Below are 21,181 nucleotides of genomic sequence, written 5' to 3' on the forward strand. Positions count from 1 at the left end.
CTGACCGGACCGGCCGCGCGCAACGCGAAGGCCCGGGCCGAGCGGCCCGGGCCTTCCCGCCGGCACGGCTCAGCCGACGTCGAACGTGGCCGGGTCCGGACCCAGCCGCCGGTCCTCGTTCAGGGCGCTGATCGCCGCGAGGTCCTCGTCGTCCAGCTCGAAGTCGAACACCGCGATGTTCTCCTTGATCCGGGACGGCGTCACCGACTTCGGGATCACGATGTTGCCGAGCTGGACGTGCCAGCGCAGCACCACCTGGGCCGGGGTGCGGCCGTGCTTCCGGGCGATGGCCACGATCGCCGGGACCTCCAGCAGGCCCTTGCCCTGACCGAGCGGCGACCAGGCCTCCGTGGCGATGCCCTGCTCCGCGTGGAACTCACGGGCGGCGCGCTGCTGGAGGTGCGGGTGCAGCTCGATCTGGTTGACCGCCGGGATCACCGAGGTCTCGGCGATCAGGCGCTCCAGGTGCTCCGGCAGGAAGTTGGAGACGCCGATCGCCCGGATCCGGCCGTCGGCGTACAGCTTCTCGAACGCCTTGTACGTGTCCACGTACGTGCCCCTGGCCGGCAGCGGCCAGTGGATCAGGTACAGGTCCACGTACTCCAGGCCGAGCTTGGCCAGGGACGTGTCGAAGGCGCGCAGGGTCGCGTCGTAGCCCTGGTCGCCGTTCCAGAGCTTGGTGGTGACGAACACCTCCTCGCGCGGGAGGCCCGAGGCGGCGATGGCCTTGCCGGTGCCCTCTTCGTTGCCGTAGATCGCCGCCGTGTCGATGCTGCGGTACCCGGCCTCGAAGGCGGTGGCGACGGCGCGCTCCGCCTCGTCGTCCGGCACCTGCCAGACGCCGAAGCCCAGCTGGGGCATCTCGACGCCGTTGTTGAGGATGATCGGGGGGACCTTGCTGCTCACTGGCTTCTGATCCTTCGGTTGTCGTCAGGTCGTCAGGTGGTACGTCGTACTCGACATCGTCAACGATCATCGGCCGTGTCGCATTCCTGACCGGCCGATCCGTCCGGAACCGACCGCCCGGTGCGGCCTGATCCGGCCGTCGCGCCCGTGTTCCCCGCTCCGGGCGGTCTCATGCCCGGTACAGCGCCTCGACCTCGTCGGCGTAGGCGTTCTCGATCGCCCGGCGCTTCAGCTTCAGCGACGGGGTGAGCAGTCCGTGCTCCTCCGTGAACGGCTGCGCGAGGATGCGGAAGGTGCGGATCGCCTCCGCCTTGGAGACCAGGGTGTTGGCCGCGACCACCGCGCGCCGCACCTCCGTCTCCAGATCCGCGTCGTGCACCAGCTCGGCCGCGGTGCCCGGCTTCGCCTTGTCGCGCATCTGGAGCCAGTGCTCGACCGCCTCCTGGTCGAGAGTGACCAGGGCGGCGACGTAGGGGCGGTCGTTGCCGACGACGATGCACTGCGCGACCAGCGGATGGTCGCGCACCCGCTCCTCCAGCGCGGCCGGGGCCACGCTCTTGCCGCCGGAGGTCACCAGGATCTCCTTCTTGCGGCCGGTGATGGTGAGGTAGCCGTCCTCGTCCAGCGAGCCCAGGTCGCCGGTGGCCAGCCAGCCGTCGTGCAGCGTCGCGTCGGTGGCCTTCTGGTTGTTCAGATAGCCCTGGAAGACGTTGCCGCCGCGCAGCCACACCTCCCCGTCGTCGGCGATGTGCACGCTCACCCCCGGGATCGCCTGGCCGACCGTGCCGTAGCGGGTTCGCTCGGGCGGGTTGGCGGTGGCCGCCGCGGTGGACTCGGTCAGGCCGTAGCCCTCGTAGATCTGCACCCCGGCGCCCGCGAAGAACAGGCCGAGGCGGCGGTCCATGGCCGAACCGCCGGACATCGCGTTGCGAATCCGGCCGCCCATCGCCGCGCGCACCTTGGCGTAGACGACCTTGTCGAAGAACTGGTGCTGCATGCGCAGCGCGGCGGACGGGCCGGGGCCGATGCCCCACGCCTTCGCCTCCACCGCGTCCGCGTACTTCACGGCGACCTCGACGGCCTTCTCGAACGGCCCGTCGCGGCCCTCCTTCTCCGCCTTGCGGCGGGCCGCGTTGAACACCTTCTCGAAGATGTACGGCACCGCCAGGATGAACGTCGGCTTGAACGCCTGCAGGTCCGGCAGGAGCGCGGCGGCGTGCAGCTCGGGCTGGTGGCCGAGCCGGACCCGGCCGCGCACCGCGGCCACCTCCACCATCCGGCCGAACACGTGTGCGAGTGGCAGGAAGAGCAGCGTGGAGGCCTCGTCGCCCTTCCTGGAGTGGAACACCGGTTCCCAGCGGCCGAGGACGGTGTCCGCCTCGAACATGAAGTTGCCGTGGCTCAGGACGCAGCCCTTGGGGCGGCCGGTGGTGCCGGAGGTGTAGATGACCGACGCGACGGTCTCCGGGGTGACCGCCTCGCGGTGCCGGTGCACCACGTCGTCCTCGATGTGCGCGCCCGCGTCGTACAGCTCGGACACGGCGCCCGCGTCCAGCTGCCACAGCCGGCGCAGGTTCGGCAGCCGGCCGATGACGGTGGCGATGGTCATGGCGTGGTCCTCGTGCTCCACGACCGCCGCCGACACCTCCGCGTCGTACAGCGTCCAGAAGCACTGCTCGGCCGAGGAGGTGGGGTAGATCGGCACCACCTGCGCGCCGATCGTCCACAGCGCGAAGTCGAACAGGGTCCACTCGTAGCGGGTGCGGGACATGACGGCGACCCGGTCGCCGAACCGGACGCCCTCGGCGAGCAGCCCCTTGGCCAGCGCCAGCACCTCGTCGCGGAACTCGGCGGAGGTCACATCGCGCCATGCCCCGGTCTCGTCCTTGCGGCCGAGGGCGACGTGCCGCGGGTCCTCCTGGGCGTACCGGAACACGACGTCGGCCAGCCCGCCCACCGGCGGCGCCGACGTGGACGGAGGGCTGGTGAACTCGCGCAAACCCCGCTCCCGCTCCCTCGGTCTTCGGCCCGTCCCGAGGCGCCCCGGCCTCCGGACCACCCCTGACGCCCCGCACAGCGCGGTGAAAGCTACCCCACGCACGGACGGTGCGGGAGGGGGGCCGAAAGCGAGCGGTGCTCATGTACACACAGGTCAGCGCCGGAAAATGCGCCCACAACGGACACGGCCGGACAGAAGTTCCTACGGTTCAGTAAGTTTCGGTGCCGTAATCTCCACGGAATCTGTACGACCCCAAGGCCGCCCGCATGCCCGCCGGACCCGTACGGGTCCGCCTCAGCGGTGGTGCAGGCGGTCGCCGCCGGTGAGGATCGCCGTTGCCAGGGCGTCGGCGGCGGGCTGGGCCGAGGGGCGGTGGCGGCCGTGGACCAGGACGAAGTCGACCCGCCCCAGCTCCGGCAGCCCGGCCCGTTCCGGCACCCGGACCAGGCCCGGCGGGATCAGCCCGCGCGAGTGGGCCATCACGCCGAGGCCCGCGCGGGCGGCGGCGATCAGCCCGTTGAGGCTGCCGCTGGTGCACGCGACGCGCCACGGGCGGCCCTGCCGCTCCAGCGCCTCGAAGGCGAGCGCCCGGGTGATCCCCGGCGGCGGATAGACGATCAGCGGCACCGGACGGTCGGCCTCCAGGCGCAGCCGTTCCGCGCCGATCCACACCAGCCGGTCGTGCCAGACGGGCTCGCCGGCCGGGTCCTGCGGACGCCGCTTGGCCAGGACCAGGTCCAGCTTCCCCGCGGCCAGCTGCTCGTGCAGGGTGCCGGACAGCTCGACGGTCAGTTCGAGATCGACCTCGGGGTGCTCGTAGCGGAAGCCCTCCAAAATCTCCGGCAGCCGGGTCAGCACGAAGTCCTCCGACGCGCCGAACCGCAGCCGGCCGCGCACCCGGGTGCCGGTGAAGAACGCCGTCGCCTGCTCGTGCACCTCCAGGATCCGCCGCGCGAACCCCAGCATCGCCTCGCCGTCCTCGGTCAGCTCCACCGAGTGCGTGTCACGGGTGAACAGCGGCCGCCCCACGGCCTCCTCCAGCCGGCGCACATGCTGGCTCACCGTCGACTGGCGCAGCCCCAGCCGCCGCGCCGCCCGGGTGAAACCGAGCGTCTGGGCGACGGCGAGGAAGCTGCGCAACTGGGCCGGGTCGTACACGCGGTCAAGGCTAACGGCTTCCCGCCCACCGCTCATCACGGAACGCGATGACAGTGAGAGCGGTGGGACGGTTTCCCGATCGCCCTGGTGAGGGGGACGATGAACCGGGGACCCGGAGGTCCCGAGACGACGGACGCGGCCGGGCGCGCCCCCGGCCGCCGACGAGCACGAGCGAGTGGAGCACCGTGACACGCCTGCGCTGGCCGAGCTGGATGCCGGTCGACCCGTACATCGTGCTGCTGATCGGCACCGTGGGCCTGGCCGCGCTGCTGCCCGCCCGCGGCCCGGCCGCAGACGTCGCCTCCGGCGCCTCCACGGCCGCGATCGGCTTCCTCTTCTTCCTCTACGGCGCCCGGCTCTCCACCCGCGAGGCCCTGGACGGGCTCAAGCACTGGCGACTGCACGTCACGGTGCTGGCCTGCACCTTCGTGGTCTTCCCGCTGCTCGGCATCGCCGCCCGCGGCCTGGTCCCCGTCCTGCTCGACCAGCCGCTCTACCAGGGCCTGCTCTTCCTCACCCTGGTCCCCTCCACCATCCAGTCCTCCATCGCCTTCACCTCCATCGCCCGCGGCAACGTGCCCGCCGCGATCTGCGCCGGCTCCTTCTCCTCCCTGGTCGGCATCGTCCTCACCCCCCTGCTCGCCGCCGTCCTGCTGGGCAGCAGCGGCGGCGGATTCTCCGCGCACTCGCTGGTGACGATCGTGCTGCAACTGCTCGTGCCGTTCGTCGCCGGACAGCTCCTGCGGCCCTGGATCGGCGGATTCGTCGCCCGGCACAAGAAGGTCCTCGGGCTCGTCGACCGGGGCTCGATCCTGCTCGTCGTCTACACCGCGTTCAGCGAGGGCATGGTGCGGGGCATCTGGCACCAGGTCAGCGCCGCGCGCCTCGGCGGACTGCTCGCCGTGGAGGCGGTGCTGCTCGCCGTGATGCTCGCCCTGACCTGGTACGGCGCGAAGGCGCTGCGCTTCGGCCGGGCCGACCGTATCGCCATCCAGTTCGCCGGCTCGAAGAAGTCGCTGGCCTCCGGGCTGCCCATGGCGAGTGTCCTGTTCGGCGTCCACGCCTCGCTGGCGGTGCTGCCGCTGATGCTCTTCCACCAGATGCAGCTGATGGTGTGCGCGGTGATCGCCAAGCGCCGGGCCCGCGACCCGGAGGCGCGGGAGGAACGGGAGGAGCAGGAGGAGCGGGACGAGCGCGGGGAGCGGGCGGCGGCGTCTGCTCCGGCCACGGAGTCGGGGGCGCCGGCGGGCCCGGTCGGCCCGGTCGGCTCGGTCGGGACGGGGCCTCGGTCGCGCTGAGGCGGTCGCGCCGACGCGGGCGCGCGGACGTGGGCGAGCGAAGGCGGGGTGCGACGGCCGCTCGTCGCCGTGCCGCCGTACCCCCCCGACTCGCACTCACGAACGTCCCGGACGTCACGGACGCAGGACCACCTTGCCGAGGTTCGCGCGGGACTGGATCGCCTCGTGGGCCTTCGCGGCGTCCTCCAGCGCGAACTCCGCGTGCACGGCGGGCCGCACCTCGCCCCGCTCGAACAGCTCCCACAACTCCCGCCGCCACCGCTCGTAACGCTCGGGCTCCTCCCGGGCGATCCGCGCCATCTGGAAGCCGATCACCGACTTGGCACCGACCAGCAGGTCGTACGCCTGTACGGTCCCGCCGCCCGAGCTGTACGCCACCAGCCGCCCGCCCGGCGCGAGCGCGGCGATCGCCGGGGTGAGGAGGTCGCCGCCGACCGCGTCCAGGGCGTAGTCCACCGGCTCGCCCCAGTCCGCGTCGCCGTAGCGGACCACCTCGTCCGCGCCGAGCGACCGTACGAAGTCCGCCTTGGCCGCGGTGGAGACCGCGCCGACCACGCGGCCCGCGCCCCGGACCCGCGCGAGCTGCACCGCGAGGTGGCCGACGCCGCTCGCCGCGGCCGTCACGAGCGCCGCCTCGCCCGGTGCGGGCCGGGCGGCCGCGAGCGCCCCGAGGGCGACCAGGCCGCTGCGCACCAGGGCCACCGCGTCGACGGCGCTCGCACCCTCGGGGACGGGCGAGGCCATGGCCTCGTGCAGCGGCGCGAAGTCGGCGTAGCCGTGCCCGAAACACAGGCCGGTCACCCGGTCGCCGGGCCGGAACCGGGTGACGCCGGCCCCCACGGCCGTGACCTCGCCGGCGATCTCACCGCCCAGCGCGATCGGCTCGGCGGCCTCGGTGACCTTCCGGACGACCGGCAGGGTGACGCCGACCGCCTCGCAGCGCACCAGCAGCTCGCCGGGACCCGGTTCGGGCACGGGCGCCTCCTCCACGAACAGCGGACCGCCGGCCGACTCGTACCGCACGCGTCGCATCGCACCCCACACCTCTCGGACCACACGGGAAGCCACCGCGGAAGCACTCGGACGCCCTCCCGCGGCGCTCAGGACTCGCCGAAACTCATGGGGAGCCCCAACGAGTGTCACCGTAGCGTGGATTTCATTGGGGAGTCCAATGACTTTTTCGGTAGGCTGCCGCCATGCCCGAAGCACCCCTCGCCGAGATCCGTTCCCTGCCCAGCTGGCTCCTCGGCCGGGCCGCCGCTCGTGGCCGCGCCCTGGTCGCCGAGGCGCTGGCCGGACACGGGCTGAAGATGTGGCACCACGTCGTCCTCTCCGCCGTCCGCGACCTGGCCCCGGTGGCCCAGGCCGATCTGGGGCGGGGGGTCGGGCTCGACCCGAAGGACCTGGTCGGCGTCCTCAACGACCTCCAGGCCGGGGGCCTGGTCCTGCGCGAGCCCGATCCCCGCGACCGGCGCAAGAACGCGGTCTCCCTCACCGCCGAGGGCGCGCACCTGCTGGAGCGCTGCGAGCGGGCGGCCCGCGAGGCCAACGACACGCTGCTGGAGCCGCTGTCCGCAGCGGAACGGGACCGGTTCATGGAACTGCTGGCCAGGATCTCCGGCACGCGGGAGTGAGGCAACGGCGGGGGAGCGGTGGGACGGCGGCGGGGCAGCCGCCGCCGAGGACGGATCCGTGCCTCGATCCGCGCGACCCGCGCGCCCCGGGCAGGCTCACCCCTGCGCGAGACGGCGACGGGGGAGCGGTGAGACGTAGGCGGGGGAGCCGCGCGCCGAGGACGGATCCGCGCCTTGCCCCGTGCGCCCCGGGCAGGCTCAGCCCTGCGCGAGACGGCGACGGGGGAGCGGTGAGACGTAGGCGGGGGAGCCGCGCGCCGAGGACGGATCCGCGCCTCGTCCCGTGCCCCGACCCGCGCGCCCCGGGCAGGGTCACCCCTGCGGCGACGCCGTGCGCAGGGCGATGCGCTCCTCGCCCGCGTACACGTTCATGGAGCTGCCCCGCAGGAAGCCCACCAGGGTGAGGCCGGTCTCCGCGGCCAGGTCCACGGCGAGCGAGGACGGCGCGGACACCGCCGCCAGGACTGGGATGCCCGCCATCACGGCCTTCTGCGCCAGCTCGAAGGAGGCCCGCCCGGAGACGAGCAGGATCGCGCGGGACAACGGCAGGTCGCCGCTCTGCAGGGCGCGGCCGACGAGTTTGTCGACCGCGTTGTGCCGGCCCACGTCCTCCCGTATGTCCAGCAGCTCGCCGTCCTCGGCGAACAGGGCCGCCGCGTGCAGCCCGCCCGTCCGGTCGAAGACCCGCTGCGCCGCCCGCAGCCGGTCGGGCAGGCTCGCGAGCAGTTCCGGCTCGACGCGGACCGGCGGCGTGTCCGCGATCGGCCAGCGGGCCGTCGTACGGACGGCGTCCAGGCTGGCCTTGCCGCACAGGCCGCACGAGGAGGTCGTGTAGACGTTGCGCTCCAGGGTGATGTCCGGCAGGGCGATGCCCGGGGCGGTCCGCACGTCCACCACGTTGTACGTGTTCGAGCCGTCCACTGTGGCCCCCGCGCAGTACACGATGTTCACGAGGTCCGACGCCTCGGCCAGCAGGCCCTCGCTGACCAGGAAGCCGGCCGCCAGCGCGAAGTCGTCGCCCGGGGTGCGCATGGTGATCGCGAGCGGCTTGCCGTTCAGCCGGATCTCCAGCGGCTCCTCGGCGACGAGGGTGTCCGGCCGGGCGGAGACCGCGCCGTCCCGGATGCGGAGGACCTTGCGTCGTTCCGTCACTCGTCCCATGTCGTGATCAGCCCCGGTTCTGTACGCGCTGCCGGCCGAAACGGCCCTTCCCGCAGAGAGTGCCACGAGTCACCGGACCGGTGTGCGGGGAGGTGGCCTCGGGGAACCCGCCGTTCGTGCGCCGCCCGCGTCGCCGTGGACGCACGGACGCCGCGCTCCTCGTACCCGCCGACGTACCCGCCGGCGCCGCGCTCCATGTACCCGCCGGACGCCTCGCGAACGCGCATTCGAATGTACGTACAGGCCCCAGTGGACGTGCCTCGCCTCTGACGGAAGCCGACAACCGGGGCACATGTTTCCTGTGCCTTCACCTGCCGCCGTACTCGTGAGTCACTGAACAGACTGAGGTCCCGCAACCCACGGCCACGAGGGGGACCCGCAATGAACGGCTCGCGCATCACCGCCGTCGGCCACTACCAGCCCGCCAAGGTGCTCACCAACGACGACCTGGCGGCCCTGGTCGACACCAGCGACGAGTGGATCAGAAGCCGGGTCGGCATCCGCACCCGGCACATCGCCGCGCCCGACGAACCGGTCGACGAACTCGCCGCGCACGCCGCCGCCAAGGCGCTCGCCGCGGCCGGCCTGGCCCCGGACGACATCGACCTCGTCCTGGTCGCCACCTCCACGGCCGTGGACCGCTCGCCCAACATGGCCGCGCGCGTCGCCGCCCGCCTGGGCATCCCGACGCCGGCCGCGATGGACGTCAACGTCGTGTGCGCCGGATTCACCCACGCCCTGGCCACCGCCGACCACACCCTGCGCGCCGGTGCCGCGACGCGCGCCCTGGTCGTCGGCGCCGACAAGATGTCCGACGTGGCCGACTGGACCGACCGCAGCACCTGCGTGCTCGTCGGCGACGGCGCGGGCGCGGCCGTGGTCGAGGCGGCCCGGCCGGGGGAGCCGGCCGGGATCGGGCCGGTGCTGTGGGGCTCGGTGCCCGAGATGGGCAACGCGGTACGGATCGAGGGCGTGCCCGCCCGGTTCGCGCAGGAGGGGCAGAGCGTGTACCGCTGGGCCACCACCCAGCTGCCGCCGCTGGCCCGGCAGACCTGCGAGCGGGCGGGCGTCGCGCCCGAGGAACTGGCCGCGGTGGTTCTGCACCAGGCCAACCTGCGGATCATCGAGCCGCTCGCCGCGCGACTGGGCGCCGTCAACGCGGTCGTCGCCCGCGATGTCACCGAGTCCGGCAACACCTCGGCGGCCAGCATCCCGCTGGCCCTGTCCAAGCTGGTCGAACGCGGCGAGGTGACGACGGGCGACCCGGTCCTGCTGTTCGGCTTCGGCGGAAACCTCTCCTACGCGGGACAGGTCGTCCGCTGCCCGTGAGCGGCGCGGGGCAGGCCGCGCGCCGCGCCTGAGCTTCGTGAGGAGCGGCCGTGCGCTGCCCGTGAGCTGAGTCGGGAACTCGTGCGCCGTCCGTGGGCGGCGCGGGGGAGGTCGAGGCCCGCGAGCGGCGTCGCGCGACGAAACGTGACGTGTCCGCGACGGTCGGTGCACACCGCCGGCCGGGCGTGCGCGCCCCGGCCCGCGCGGGCGCGTACGGGACGGATACGCAGGTGAAAGGCACTCCGAAAGCTTGGTATTGTTGTCCATGTCGCCGCGGGGAACACCCCCGCCGGGCGACACACACCTAGTCCGGGTGGCGGAATGGCAGACGCGCTAGCTTGAGGTGCTAGTGCCCTTTATCGGGCGTGGGGGTTCAAGTCCCCCCTCGGACACAGAGTGAAGGAGGGGCCTCCGGTGAATGCCGGAGGCCCCTTCCGCATGTCGGCGTCAGCCCTCCGTACCCGCTCCGACCGCCTCCACCAGCCGCGCCACCGCATCCGCCAGCGCGTCCAGCCCCGGGCCGGCCGGGCCGCCCGGCTCGCGCATGTACACGTCCCGGCGGATCTCGATCATCAGCGCGCTGACCCTCGGGTCCGTCCCGTAGTGCGCCAGCGGTACGTACGCCCCCTGGAAGGGGCTGTCGACGGCGGTGCCGCCGAAGTCCGCGAACGCCTTCTCCGCCTGGGCCAGCAGCTTCGGCGGGGTGTGGAAGTCGTCGCGCCCCAGGCAGATCGGCGGGCGGGGGCCGTCGCCGTGCAGTTCGTAGGGCAGGGGCGCGGTCGGGTACGAGTGCACGTCCACGATCACCGCCCGGCCCACCGCCGCCAGCCGTTCGCCGACCGCGTCGGTCATGGCGGCGGCGTACGGGCGGAAGTACCGGTCGACGAGCGGCTGTCCGTCGTGTCCGGCCGGGCGCAGCTCCGCGCGGTGCGTGGTCCGCGTGTACACGGCGCCCATGCCCACCGACAGCATCTCCTCCCGCTCGTCCGGGAACCGCTCGGGGTCGATCACCAGCCGCGAGAGCCGGTTCACGAACCGCCAGGGGGTGAGGGAGGCGCGGGCGGCGGCGGCCTCCGCGATCTTCGCGGTGTGCGCGTCGGTGATGTGGTCCAGTTCGCGTTCCAGCGCGGCGTCGTCCAGCGTGATCCCGGCGCGGACGTCGGCGGGAATCGTCCGCGAGGAGTGCGGGACGTGGAGGATCACGGGGGAGTCGGGCGCGCCGGGAAGGTACGCGAAGGACTTGAAGGGCTCCGGGGAGGAGGACACGTCGCTCATCTGAAAAGAAGTCTCCGTAGCGTGTCGAGCTGGATCGTACGTCGAGAGGCAAGCGCGCCTCCCGCCTGCCCGACCGGACCGGTGCGGAGCACCGTCGATCAGGTCCGGTGATCATAGGGCAGGCCTGTGACAGCCCCGGAGCACCGGCGTGCGGCCGGTGGACCGCCGGGTGCGGTCGGTCGTACGCCGCTGTCAGTGGTGATCGTTACGGTTCGAGCCGTGAACGCGGAACGAGACGGTGGCGGCGGTCGGCCGGAGCGGCACGAGGGCGATTTCGAGACGCACCTGACACTGGAGCCGGACGGCGGCGAAGGCGGTGCGGAGCGCGTCCGCGCCTGGGCGGCCCGGCACGGACTGAAGTACACGCACATCCTGCTCGATCGGGGCCGTACCCCGAACCAGCCGATGCTGACCTGGCAGGGCCGGGGAACCCTGCCCGCCCAACTGGCCGAGGCCCGGAGACGGGCGGAACGGCTGCGGGGCGACGGCTTCCGGGTGATCCGGGTCAAGATCGAGGCCGCGCCCTGGAACACCGGCGTCCCGCAGACGGACGCCGAGGCCGCCGCCCTCCCCGAGGACCGGTACTTCGAGCACCACGTCAAGTTGGCCCTGTCGGGAGAGGCCGAGGTCACAGGGGTACGGGAGCTGGCCGTCGCCCACGCGGCGCACGTCTCCCGCAACGCCCGCCGGGCCGCGGCAGCGGGCCGACAGGAACGCTTCGTCACCCAGCGGTGCCGGGGCGTCGGCGGGCGGGAAGCCGGCCGGCGCCTGGACGCCCTGCTCGGCTCCCTCGCCGGGGCCGGGCACACGGTTCTGGAAGTGGAGCGGGAGTTCGTCGTGCACGACGACAACCTGGCCGTGGACGCCGGCTGGATGGGGGAAGCCGGCCCCGGCCGCGAGGGCCGTGGCGACGGCGGAGGCCGCGGGCGCGACGCCGGTGCCGGCCACGACGGACCGAGGGCCGCGTGACGCCTCGGACCCCGCCCCGGGCTCCCCGGGCCACGGTTCCCGCCGACGCCCGCGCGGCCCGGCGCGCCGTGCTGGACCACGTGCTGGCCCTCGTCGCGGACGCCCCCTGGAGCGGGGGCCTGGTGCTGCGCGGCAGCATGGTCCTGGCCGCGTGGACGCCGGGCGCGGCGCGCGAACCGGCCGACCTGGACTGGATCGTCCTGGAGGGCGCCGTAGGGGTCGATCCGCTCGATCCGTACCCGTACGTCGACCGGCTCGCCACCGTGCAGCAGTGGCCCGAGGCGGCCGGCGGCGCGGCGCGGTACGAGATCTGGGGCGAGGAGGAGTTCGGCACCGGCGGCTGCCGCCCCCTGCTCCCACCGGAGGGTCTGCACTGGGTGTACGACGAGGACGGCGACGCCTTCGAGACGGCCTCGCCGCCGTACCAGGATCTGCTCGACCGGGTGGCGCGGTGGCCGCGGGCCGCCCCCGGTGTGCGCCTGGCCGCGGACGCCGCACGGACGGACGGCACATGGGCGTACGGTCACTACGACACGCCGGGCGTGCGGCTGGTCATCCCCTGGCACGCGGAAGGGCTGCCGCCGGGCGAGGTCCAGCTGGACTTCGCCCGTGACGAGTGCCTGCCCGAGCCGCCGGTGTGGACCCTGGTACCGCGGGGCGACGGCGGGCCGCCCACGGCCGTGCGGACGGCGAGCCGCGAACTGTCGCTCGCCTGGAAGCTGTTGTGGCTGCACACCGACAGCCGCGGGGACTGCGGAGCCCGGGGCAAGGACCTGTACGACGCGGTGGTCCTCGCCGAGCTGGACGGCGTCGACCTCTCCCCGCGCCTGCTGCGGAAGGTGCTGCGCGGGGCGCCGGATTCCTTCTCCACCCTGGAGCCGGCCGGTTGGGACGTGGACTGGGCGGAGTTCAGGAACCGGAACCCCTGGGTGACGGGCACGGCCCGGCACTGGCTCGACCGGCTCGTCCGGGCGCTGGGGCCGGTGCTCGGGGAGGGCCTGCGCTGAGACGCGCGGTGCGGCGACGTCGCTGCCGCCCGGCGTGGCGGGGGAGAGGCCCCGGACCGCTGCCCCCGGTCGGCACCCCAGAGGCTGGCCGGGGCAGCGGGCGCGTCAGCGCCCGACCCGTTGCCGGCCCGGCGCCGGCGTGTGCTGGCGGCCCGCGCGGGCGTACGCGGCCGCCGCGGCGAGGAACACGCCCAGGACCGCGGCGGGGGTCGCGGCAGTCAGCCACGCCGCGTCGCCGTCCGGCCCCGAGGCGGCGTGCAGGACCGCGACGGCCACGGCCGCCGCAGCGCCGCACCCCACGACGGCCGCGACGGCACGGCGGGAGCGGCCCGGACCGGCGGGCGAGGGGACGTACCCCAGCCGCGCCCACTGCCCGGCCGCCTCCCGCTCCTCGCGCCGCCGCCGTACGACGGCGTACAGGCGCAGGGCGATCGTGGCGGCGGCCCCGACGGCGGCCGCGGCGAGCGGCGTCCACCAGCCCTCCGCCACCAGCAGCAGCACGGCCAGGACGCCCGCGCCGGACCAGCCGGTCAGGCAGGCCGCCGCCGCGATGCGCCGCGAGTCGGGCCGGTCGGCGCCGGCCCGCAGGTCGGCGAGGGCCGGCAGGTACCAGACGCACCCGGCGGCGGTGAGCGCGGCGGCGCCGAGCGCGGCGACGGCGTGTGCCATGGCCTACCTCGCCGCCGCTTCGGCCTCGACGGCGGCGCCGGTCCCGGCCGCGGCGTCCAGCGCGGCGATCTCCGGGTGGTGCAGGTCGAACGCCGGGGACTCGCTGCGGATGCGCGGCAGGGAGGTGAAGTTGTGCCGCGGCGGCGGGCAGGAGGTGGCCCACTCCAGCGAACGGCCGTAGCCCCAGGGGTCGTCGGTGTGCACCCGCTCGCCGTACTTCGCGGTCCGCCACACGTTGTAGAAGAACGGCAGGATCGACAGGCCCAGCAGGAACGCCCCGATGGTGGACAGGGTGTTGAGGGTGGTGAAGCCGTCGGCGGCGAGGTAGTCGGCGTAGCGGCGCGGCATGCCCTCGGCGCCCAGCCAGTGCTGTACCAGGAAGGTGAGGTTGAAGCCGACGGTCAGCGTCCAGAAGGTGATCTTGCCGAGCCGTTCGTCGAGCATCTTGCCGGTGAACTTCGGCCACCAGAAGTGGAATCCGGCGAACATCGCGTACACCACCGTGCCGAACACCGTGTAGTGGAAGTGCGCCACCACGAAGTACGAGTCGGAGACGTGGAAGTCCAGCGGCGGCGCGGCCAGGATGACGCCGGTCAGCCCGCCGAAGACGAACGTCACCAGGAAGCCCACCGTCCACAGCATCGGTGTCTCGAAGGACAGCGAGCCCTTCCACATGGTGCCGATCCAGTTGAAGAACTTCACCCCGGTCGGCACCGCGATCAGGAACGTCATGAAGGAGAAGAACGGCAGCAGCACCCCGCCGGTGACGTACATGTGGTGCGCCCACACGGTGACCGAGAGGCCCGAGATGGCGATGGTCGCGCCGACCAGGCCCATGTAGCCGAACATCGGCTTGCGGGAGAAGACCGGCACCACCTCGGAGACGATCCCGAAGAACGGCAGCGCCAGGATGTACACCTCGGGGTGCCCGAAGAACCAGAACAGGTGCTGCCACAGCAGCGCGCCGCCGTTGGCCGCGTCGAAGATGTGGCTGCCGAACTTGCGGTCGCACTCCAGTGCGAACAGCGCCGCCGCCAACACGGGGAAGACGATCAGGACGAGCAGTGCGGTCAGCAGCACGTTCCACACGAAGATCGGCATCCGGAACATGGTCATGCCCGGTGCGCGCATGCAGATGATCGTGGTGATGAAGTTGACCGCCCCGAGGATGCTGCCGAAGCCGGACAGCGCCACGCCCATGATCCACATGTCGGCGCCGAGCCCCGGCGAGTGCACCGCGTCCGACAGCGGCGCGTACAGGAACCAGCCGAAGTCGGCGGCCCCGTCCGGGGTCAGGAAACCGAACGCGGCGATCGAGGAGCCGAACAGGAACAGCCAGTAGGCGAGCATGTTCAGCCGCGGGAAGGCCACGTCCGGTGCGCCGATCTGCAACGGCATGATCCAGTTGGCGAACCCGGTGAACAGCGGCATCGCGAACATCAGCAGCATGATCGAGCCGTGCATCGTGAACGCCTGGTTGAACTGCTCGTTCGACATCAACTGCAGGCCGGGTCGGGCGAGTTCGGCGCGCATCAGCAGCGCCATCACCCCGCCGACGATGAAGAACACGAAGGCGGTGACGAGATACATCGTCCCGATCTTCTTGTGGTCGGTGGTGGTCAGCCACTCGATCCAGGACGGCCGCGCGGAGGCGCGCTCCGCCCCGCGGGCCGGTGTCGCCCGCCCTCCGTCCGCCGCCGCGATCCCGTCCCCCGGCGGCACTGCCGCCGCCTGTTCTGCCCGCACCTCGTCCACCGGACGGTGCCTCCCGATCCTGCTCGCTCCATCGACACGACGACGAGCCGGAGACACCCGCTCCGCACACACTCGGACCAGGCCCGGCCGGCCGCCGCCCCATGATCGTCGCGGGGGCGGGGGGTCCTGATAGGGCCGAACAGTCCCTGCGAGGGCCTCCGACGGGCCCACCGCACAGGGACCTCCAGCCCCGGCGGCCGCGGCGTCGGAGACCCGGGAAGCCTCGGGTGTCATTCACCACAATGGGTCCATTTCGGACGTTTGGATGCGAAGGTGGTTCGAGAGGTGCGCCTCCCCCGGGGAGTCGCCGCCTCCAGTGAGATGCGAAGACCAAGGCATGGGAGAAGCGTTTGACCACGGCACAACGACGCACCAGGGTGGCGGCGGCGACCGGCGTACTGGGCGGCGTGCTCGCAGCCACGGCCCTCGGCGGCACCGCCAGCGCCGCCACCGGCGGCAACGACGCCGGGAGCCCTCCGAAGGCGCACGCCTCGGTGGGTCCGACGGCTGCCCAGGACGCTTCCGACGCCCGGATAAAGATCACCCCGGGGCAGGGCGCCCACAACGTCGCAGTCGACGGTCCCGTGAAGGTCACCGTCAGTGACGGAAAGCTCACCAAGGTGACCATGACGGCCGTCGCGACCGGCGCCGAGATCCCGGGCACCCTGTCCGCCGACGGCACGTCCTGGCAGCCGGACGGCGCGCTGAAGCGGGCCACCCGCTACCAGATCGCCGCCGAGGCCGCGGACGCCAAGGGCCGCTCCGCCACCGCGAACGCCACGATCAGCACGCTCTCCCCGGCCAACGACTTCGTCGGACACGTGTCGCCGCAGAACGGCTCGACCGTCGGCGTGGGCATGCCCGTGACGGTGACCTTCGACAAGATGGTCGCCGACAAGGCCGCCGTGGAGTCGAAGATCCACGTCAGCACCAGCAGCGGCCAGCAGGTCGTCGGCCACTGGCTCAACGACGGCCGCCTGGACTTCCGCCCCCAGAGCTACTGGAAGCCCGGCTCCACCGTCACCGTCACGCTCGACTCCCACGGCGTCCGCAAGACGGTCACGTTCAAGATCGGCCGCAGCCAGATCAGCACGGTCGACGCCCGGACGAAGCAGATGACCGTCGTACGGAACGGCAAGACCCTCAAGACCGTGCCGATCTCCTCGGGCAGCGCCGAGCACCCGACGTACAACGGCCAGATGGTCATCTCCGAGAAGTTCCGGCACATCCGGATGAACGCCTCGAGCGTCAACCTCACGACGGACGACGGCAAGCCCGCGTACGACATCGAGTCCGTGCCGCACGCCATGCGCCTGTCCGACTCGGGCACGTTCATCCACGGCAACTACTGGAGCGCCCCCTCGGTCTTCGGCAAGGTCAACACCAGCCACGGCTGCGTGGGCCTGAAGGACGCCAGGGACGGCGGCGACCCCAAGCAGCCCGCCGCGTGGTTCTTCGACCACTCGATGATCGGCGACGTCGTGATCGTCAAGAACTCCAAGGTCAGCACACCCCTGGCCCCGGACAACGGCCTCAGCGACTGGAACGTGCCGTGGAGCCAGTGGACCGCGGGCGGCACGAACGGCTGACGCCGGGTCCTTGACGCCGGGTACTCCTGTACGCACCTGAGCGTGCGCTCCTCTCCGCCGGGCGGCGGCCGACACCACGTCGGTCGCCGCCCGCGGCGTCGAGGGGGACCGCGTCGGCCGCCGCCTGCGGCGTCGAGGGGGACCGCGTCGGCCGCCGTCCGCGGCGTCGGGGCGGTGCCGGATCGGCCCCGGGCCGGGCGGCGCGCAGCCGCCGGCGTCGACGCTCGCGGTCCCTCGACCCGTCGGGCGCACGAGCACCCGACCTCGCCCCGCGCGCCGCAACTCGGCCCGTGGGGCGCGCTGTTAATGGTCCGGACCTGTTGACGCCGCATACCGGCGATGATTCACTCCGTGGCTGAGAGCGCTCTCTCGCGGTTGGGGACCAGCCGCGGCCCCGTCTGCCCACCATGTTCAGGGAGAGCCGTGTCCGTCATTCCCTCTCGTCGTGCCATGCTCCGCGGGGCGGCCGCCGCCGCAGCGATGCCGCTGGCCGGCGTCACCGCGGGACCCGCCCTCGCGTCGTCCCCCGCCACCCCCGCTCTCGGCCCGGGCGGCCACGGCCCCGCCGGCCACGGGACGGCCGGTCTGGGCAAGAACGTCCTGGTCTTCGACCCCTCGATGGGCGACGCGGCGATCCAGGCACAGATCGACGCCGTGTTCGCCGTCCAGGAGTCCAACCAGTTCGGCACCGAGCGGTACGCCCTGGCCTTCAGGCCCGGCACGTACAACGTCGAGATCAACGTCGGCTTCTACACCCACGTACTGGGACTCGGCGCGAGCCCCGAGGACGTCGTGATCAACGGCCATGTGACCGTCGACGCGCAGTGGTTCGAGGGCAACGGCACCCAGGACTTCTGGCGGGCCGCCGAGAACCTGACCATCGTGCCGCCGGACGGACTGGACCGCTGGGCCGTCGCCCAGGCCGCACCGATGCGCCGGGTCCACGTCAAGGGCGACATGATCCTCATGCCGAGCCCGCCCGGAAACGGGTGGTCCAGCGGCGGGTTCCTGGCCGACAGCGTGGTGGACGGCCAGATCGACTCGGGCTCGCAGCAGCAGTGGCTCTCGCGCAACGACACCATCGGCAGCTGGACCGGCGCCAACTGGAACATGGTCTTCGTCGGCGTCCAGGGCGCGCCCGCCACATCCTTCCCGACGCCGCCCTACACCACCGTGGACCGCACCCCGGTGGTCCGGGAGAAGCCGTTCCTGACCGTGGACCGGCGCGGGGCCTACCACGTCTTCGTACCCGCGCTGCGCCGCGACAGCACCGGCGCCTCCTGGACCCACGGACCGGCCGCCGGCCACAGCATCCCGCTGACCGAGTTCCACGTCGCACAGCCGGGCGACTCCGCCGCCAGCATCAACGCGGCGCTCGCCAGGGGCAAACACCTGCTGCTCACCCCGGGCGTCTACCCGCTGACCGCACCGCTGCGGGTGTCCCGGCCCGGCACCGTCGTCCTCGGCCTCGGTCTGGCCACCCTCCAGGCCGTCAGGAACAACTCGCTCATCGAGGTCGCCGACATCGATGACGTCTCCGTCGCCGGCGTGATCCTGGAGGCCGCCTCCGCCAGTTCCCCCGTACTGCTGCGCGTCGGCGACGGCCGCACCCGGAAGAACCACGCGCACCGGCCCACCGCGCTCTTCGACATCTTCCCGCGCATCGGCGGCGCCGTCCCCGGCGGCACCAAGGTCAGCATCCAGATCGACAGCAACGACGTGATCGTCGACCACGTGTGGGCCTGGCGCGCCGACCACGGCCTGGACGGCTCGGTCGGCTGGGCGGTCAACCCCGCGGGCGTCGGCTTCCTCGTCAACGGCGACCGGGTCACCGCCTACGGCCTGTTCGTCGAGCACCACCAGAACTACGAGGTGCTCTGGAACGGCGACCGGGGCCGCACCTACTTCTTCCAGAACGAGCACCCGTACGACGTCCCGACCCAGTCGGCCTGGCGGCACGGCGGCACCAACGGCTTCGCCGCCTACAAGGTCGGCGACCACGTCACCGACCACCATGCGTGGGGCCTGGGCAGCTACGCCTTCTTCAACCTCAACGCGAACATCTACACCGACCGCGCCTACGAGGTCCCCGACACCCCCGGCGTCGTCCTCACCTCGCTGATGACCGTCTGCCTCAACGGCGCGGGCGGCGGCGGCATCCTGCACTGCGTCAACGACACGGGCGACCCCGTCCAGAACGGCTTCGCGACCTACAGCATGAAGTCGTACACGAACAGGGTCGGCACCGTCTGACCCACCTCGCGGGCATCGCACCACCGCCTACGAGACGTACTACGCCACACCGTCTTGCCGGGACCCCCGTCGGCGCGGAGGCTCCGGCACCGTCCCTCACCGAGAACAGGCGGGTATTCTTGATCACATCGTCATAGCGGCCCGACGGGCTTCCGCTCCACCTCGGTGGAGTCTCGAAGGACACGCCCCCACCCGCACGAGTTACTTCGTGCTGCCTGGGGGAAGTCCTTGCTGTTCCGCGACTCCGCACACACGATCGCTGCCAGGGCACTGGACAGCTCGCTGTACCTCCATCTCACCGAGCAGTTCGTCCACATGCACGGATACCGCCCCGGTGCCTCCGAGGTCCGTTCCTGGGAGCGGAGCATCCCCGCACTGGCGGGCGTACTCAACGACGCGGGGCTCGGTGAGGTGGAGGTGATGCTGGAGTACGCGCTCCCGCTGAACAGCAAGCGCGCCGACGCCGTGCTCGCCGGAGTGCACCCCGTCACGGGCGAGCCGTCCTACGTCGTCGTCGAGCTGAAGCAGTGGAGCCAAGCCGAGCCCGACGAGGACGACCCGGCTCTCTGCCGGATCGATGCCTACGCACACCCCGTCCTCAATCCCATCGAGCAGGTGCGCCGCTACTGCGAGTACCTCGTCAACTTCAACGGCGCGGTGGCCGAGCACCCGAGCCGCGTCAGTGGCGTGGCGTATCTGCACAACGCGACCGAATTCGGTGTGGGCGCCCTGCGGGCGGTGGAACTCGACAACCGTGGTCAGCTGTTCACCGGGGAGCGGCGTGGTGAGTTCATCGACCATCTCCGCTCCAGGCTCAGCGACAAAGTGTCGGGTGCACGCCCGGCCGACGAGCTGCAAGCGGGCAGGACGGTGCCGTCCAAGCAGCTGATGTCGGTAGCGGCCCAGGAGGTGCGTGAGCGTGAGCAGTTCGTGCTCCTGGACGAGCAACAGGTCGCATACCGGATGGTGCTCAACGCCGTCCGCAAGGCCAAGCAGTCCGACCACAAGGAGGTAGTGGTCGTCACCGGTGGCCCCGGCACCGGCAAGAGCGTCATCGCGCTCTCTCTGCTCGGGGAGTTGTACCGGCAGGGGGTCCCCGCCTTGCACGCGACCGGCTCCCAGTCCTTCACCAAGACGATGCGGAAGGTCGCCGGCACGCGCAAGCGCGAGGTGCAGGACCTGTTCAAGTACTTCAACAGCTTCATGACGGCCGAGAAGAACGCCCTCGACGTCCTGATCTGCGACGAGGCCCACCGGATCCGCGAGACCTCGGCCAACCGCTACACACCGGCGGCGCACCGGACCGGCAAGCGGCAGATCGACGAACTGATCGACGTCGCCCGCGTGCCTGTCTTCCTGCTCGACGAGCACCAGGTGGTGCGTCCCGGTGAGATGGGCACTGTGGAGGAGATCAAGGCGGCTGCGGCCACGAAGGGGCTCGAATGCCATGTGGTGCCGCTGGAGAGTCAGTTCCGCTGCGGTGGCAGCGACGCCTACCTGCGCTGGGTGGTGCGCCTCCTCGGTCTTCAGCCGGGCGGACCGGTGGTGTGGGAACCCGACGACCGCATGCAACTGCTCGTCGCCGACAGCCCGCAGCAGCTTGAAGAGTTCCTGGAGGCGCGACGGGCTCAGGGGTACGGCGCACGCATGTCCGCCGGTTACTGCTGGCCCTGGTCCCCGGAGCCCAAGCCGGGCGACCCGCTACCGGCCGATGTGAGCATCGGTGATTGGGCCCGCCCTTGGAACCTCCGTGGCGAACGCTCCGTCTCCGGCGCCCCGCCGTCCGCCTTGTGGGCCACCGACCCGGCCGGCTTCGGCCAGGTCGGCTGCGTCTACACCGCACAGGGCTTCGAGTACGACTGGTCCGGTGTCATCATCGGCCCTGACCTGGTGTGGCGCGGAGACCGCTGGGTCACGGACCGAACGGCCTCCAAGGACCCGGTCTTCAGGAAGTCGACCTCGGACGCCGACGTCGACCGTCTTATCCGCAACACCTACAAGGTGCTGCTGACCCGGGGCATGATCGGAACCATCGTGTACTCGACGGACCCGGAGACGCGTGAGAAGTTGCGGGAACTGGTCGTCGGCCGACAGGAGCAGCCGGTATCCGTCGTGTGAGGGAGAACCTCTCGCCACGCAGCACACGATCCGGCCATGATGGCCACGCTCCTCGCGTCGA

The 21,181-nt window shown here is 72.2% G+C and carries 17 protein-coding genes and 1 tRNA gene; 9 read left to right on the plus strand and 9 right to left on the minus strand.

Annotated elements, in window-relative coordinates; translation table 11 throughout:
- Positions 1-69: 69 nt before the first annotated feature.
- The 3 genes from K7787_RS24250 to K7787_RS24260 all read right to left on the minus strand — a co-directional run bounded on the left by K7787_RS24250 (position 70) and on the right by K7787_RS24260 (position 4,063).
- Positions 70-906, minus strand: coding sequence for an aldo/keto reductase (locus K7787_RS24250; RefSeq protein ID WP_164387397.1), 837 nt, complete (start codon positions 904-906; stop codon positions 70-72).
- A gap of 169 nt (positions 907-1,075) precedes the next feature.
- Entirely contained in the window at positions 1,076-2,905 is a 1,830-nt protein-coding gene (locus K7787_RS24255; RefSeq protein WP_164387396.1) for an AMP-dependent synthetase/ligase, read from the minus strand.
- Between the two features lie 294 nt (positions 2,906-3,199).
- Positions 3,200-4,063 carry a LysR substrate-binding domain-containing protein gene (locus tag K7787_RS24260; RefSeq protein ID WP_169435278.1) on the minus strand — a complete coding sequence of 288 codons (864 nt, stop codon included), beginning with the start codon at positions 4,061-4,063 and terminating at the stop codon, positions 3,200-3,202.
- Positions 4,064-4,275: 212 nt separating this feature from the next.
- Here K7787_RS24260 and K7787_RS24265 point away from each other — a divergent pair, with 212 nt between their 5' ends.
- Positions 4,276-5,361 (plus strand): bile acid:sodium symporter family protein, encoded by a 1,086-nt coding sequence (locus K7787_RS24265; protein ID WP_223002948.1) that lies wholly within the window; start codon positions 4,276-4,278, stop codon positions 5,359-5,361.
- A 114-nt stretch (positions 5,362-5,475) separates the two neighbouring features.
- Here the strand turns inward: K7787_RS24265 and K7787_RS24270 are convergent, their stop codons facing one another.
- Positions 5,476-6,393, minus strand: a complete 918-nt coding sequence (locus K7787_RS24270; RefSeq protein ID WP_223002934.1) for a quinone oxidoreductase family protein — start codon at positions 6,391-6,393, stop codon at positions 5,476-5,478.
- 164 nt (positions 6,394-6,557) lie between these two features.
- Between K7787_RS24270 and K7787_RS24275 the strand changes: the two genes are divergently transcribed.
- Positions 6,558-6,995, plus strand: coding sequence for a MarR family winged helix-turn-helix transcriptional regulator (locus tag K7787_RS24275; protein ID WP_223002935.1), 438 nt, complete (start codon positions 6,558-6,560; stop codon positions 6,993-6,995).
- Positions 6,996-7,307: 312 nt separating this feature from the next.
- Here K7787_RS24275 and fdhD read toward each other — a convergent pair whose 3' ends face one another.
- Both fdhD and K7787_RS32475 read right to left on the minus strand, forming a co-directional pair.
- Positions 7,308-8,156: a formate dehydrogenase accessory sulfurtransferase FdhD gene (fdhD, locus tag K7787_RS24280; RefSeq protein ID WP_223002936.1), complete on the minus strand. Its 849-nt coding sequence runs from the start codon at positions 8,154-8,156 to the stop codon at positions 7,308-7,310.
- A 7-nt stretch (positions 8,157-8,163) separates the two neighbouring features.
- Positions 8,164-8,448, minus strand: coding sequence for a hypothetical protein (locus K7787_RS32475; RefSeq protein ID WP_372456684.1), 285 nt, complete (start codon positions 8,446-8,448; stop codon positions 8,164-8,166).
- Positions 8,449-8,537: 89 nt separating this feature from the next.
- Between K7787_RS32475 and K7787_RS24290 the strand changes: the two genes are divergently transcribed.
- Together K7787_RS24290 and K7787_RS24295 are read left to right on the plus strand one after the other, a co-directional pair.
- A complete protein-coding gene (locus K7787_RS24290) occupies positions 8,538-9,485 on the plus strand; it encodes a beta-ketoacyl-ACP synthase III (RefSeq protein WP_223002938.1) in 948 nt (315 codons plus the stop codon).
- A 307-nt stretch (positions 9,486-9,792) separates the two neighbouring features.
- Positions 9,793-9,877, plus strand: a tRNA-Leu gene (locus tag K7787_RS24295).
- 55 nt (positions 9,878-9,932) lie between these two features.
- On the opposite strand, the gene K7787_RS24300 is transcribed toward K7787_RS24295, so the two are convergent.
- Positions 9,933-10,760 (minus strand): N-formylglutamate amidohydrolase, encoded by an 828-nt coding sequence (locus K7787_RS24300; RefSeq protein ID WP_223002939.1) that lies wholly within the window; start codon positions 10,758-10,760, stop codon positions 9,933-9,935.
- Positions 10,761-10,979: 219 nt separating this feature from the next.
- Between K7787_RS24300 and K7787_RS24305 the strand changes: the two genes are divergently transcribed.
- Both K7787_RS24305 and K7787_RS24310 read left to right on the plus strand, forming a co-directional pair.
- Positions 10,980-11,729, plus strand: coding sequence for a hypothetical protein (locus K7787_RS24305; RefSeq protein ID WP_308036461.1), 750 nt, complete (start codon positions 10,980-10,982; stop codon positions 11,727-11,729).
- The gene (locus K7787_RS24310; RefSeq protein ID WP_308036462.1) at positions 11,726-12,736 is read left to right on the plus strand and encodes a nucleotidyl transferase AbiEii/AbiGii toxin family protein; all 1,011 of its coding nucleotides are present in this window, start codon (positions 11,726-11,728) and stop codon (positions 12,734-12,736) included. Before K7787_RS24305 ends, K7787_RS24310 begins: the two co-directional genes overlap by 4 nt.
- A gap of 105 nt (positions 12,737-12,841) precedes the next feature.
- Here K7787_RS24310 and K7787_RS24315 read toward each other — a convergent pair whose 3' ends face one another.
- Complete coding sequence (locus tag K7787_RS24315; protein ID WP_223002940.1) at positions 12,842-13,405, minus strand: hypothetical protein; 564 nt, start codon at positions 13,403-13,405, stop codon at positions 12,842-12,844.
- 3 nt (positions 13,406-13,408) lie between these two features.
- Positions 13,409-15,160: an aa3-type cytochrome oxidase subunit I gene (gene ctaD, locus K7787_RS24320; RefSeq protein WP_223002941.1), complete on the minus strand. Its 1,752-nt coding sequence runs from the start codon at positions 15,158-15,160 to the stop codon at positions 13,409-13,411.
- Between the two features lie 350 nt (positions 15,161-15,510).
- Between ctaD and K7787_RS24325 the strand changes: the two genes are divergently transcribed.
- The 3 genes from K7787_RS24325 to K7787_RS24335 all read left to right on the plus strand — a co-directional run bounded on the left by K7787_RS24325 (position 15,511) and on the right by K7787_RS24335 (position 21,120).
- Positions 15,511-16,749 carry a L,D-transpeptidase gene (locus K7787_RS24325; protein WP_009191528.1) on the plus strand — a complete coding sequence of 413 codons (1,239 nt, stop codon included), beginning with the start codon at positions 15,511-15,513 and terminating at the stop codon, positions 16,747-16,749.
- Positions 16,750-17,199: 450 nt separating this feature from the next.
- Positions 17,200-19,002 (plus strand): pectate lyase-like domain-containing protein, encoded by a 1,803-nt coding sequence (locus K7787_RS24330; RefSeq protein ID WP_223002942.1) that lies wholly within the window; start codon positions 17,200-17,202, stop codon positions 19,000-19,002.
- 228 nt (positions 19,003-19,230) lie between these two features.
- Entirely contained in the window at positions 19,231-21,120 is a 1,890-nt protein-coding gene (locus K7787_RS24335; RefSeq protein WP_223002943.1) for a DUF2075 domain-containing protein, read from the plus strand.
- The last annotated feature ends 61 nt before the right edge of the window (positions 21,121-21,181 follow it).

It is taken from the genome of Streptomyces sennicomposti, assembly GCF_019890635.1.
GTDB classification, from domain to species: Bacteria; Actinomycetota; Actinomycetes; order Streptomycetales; family Streptomycetaceae; genus Streptomyces; species Streptomyces sennicomposti.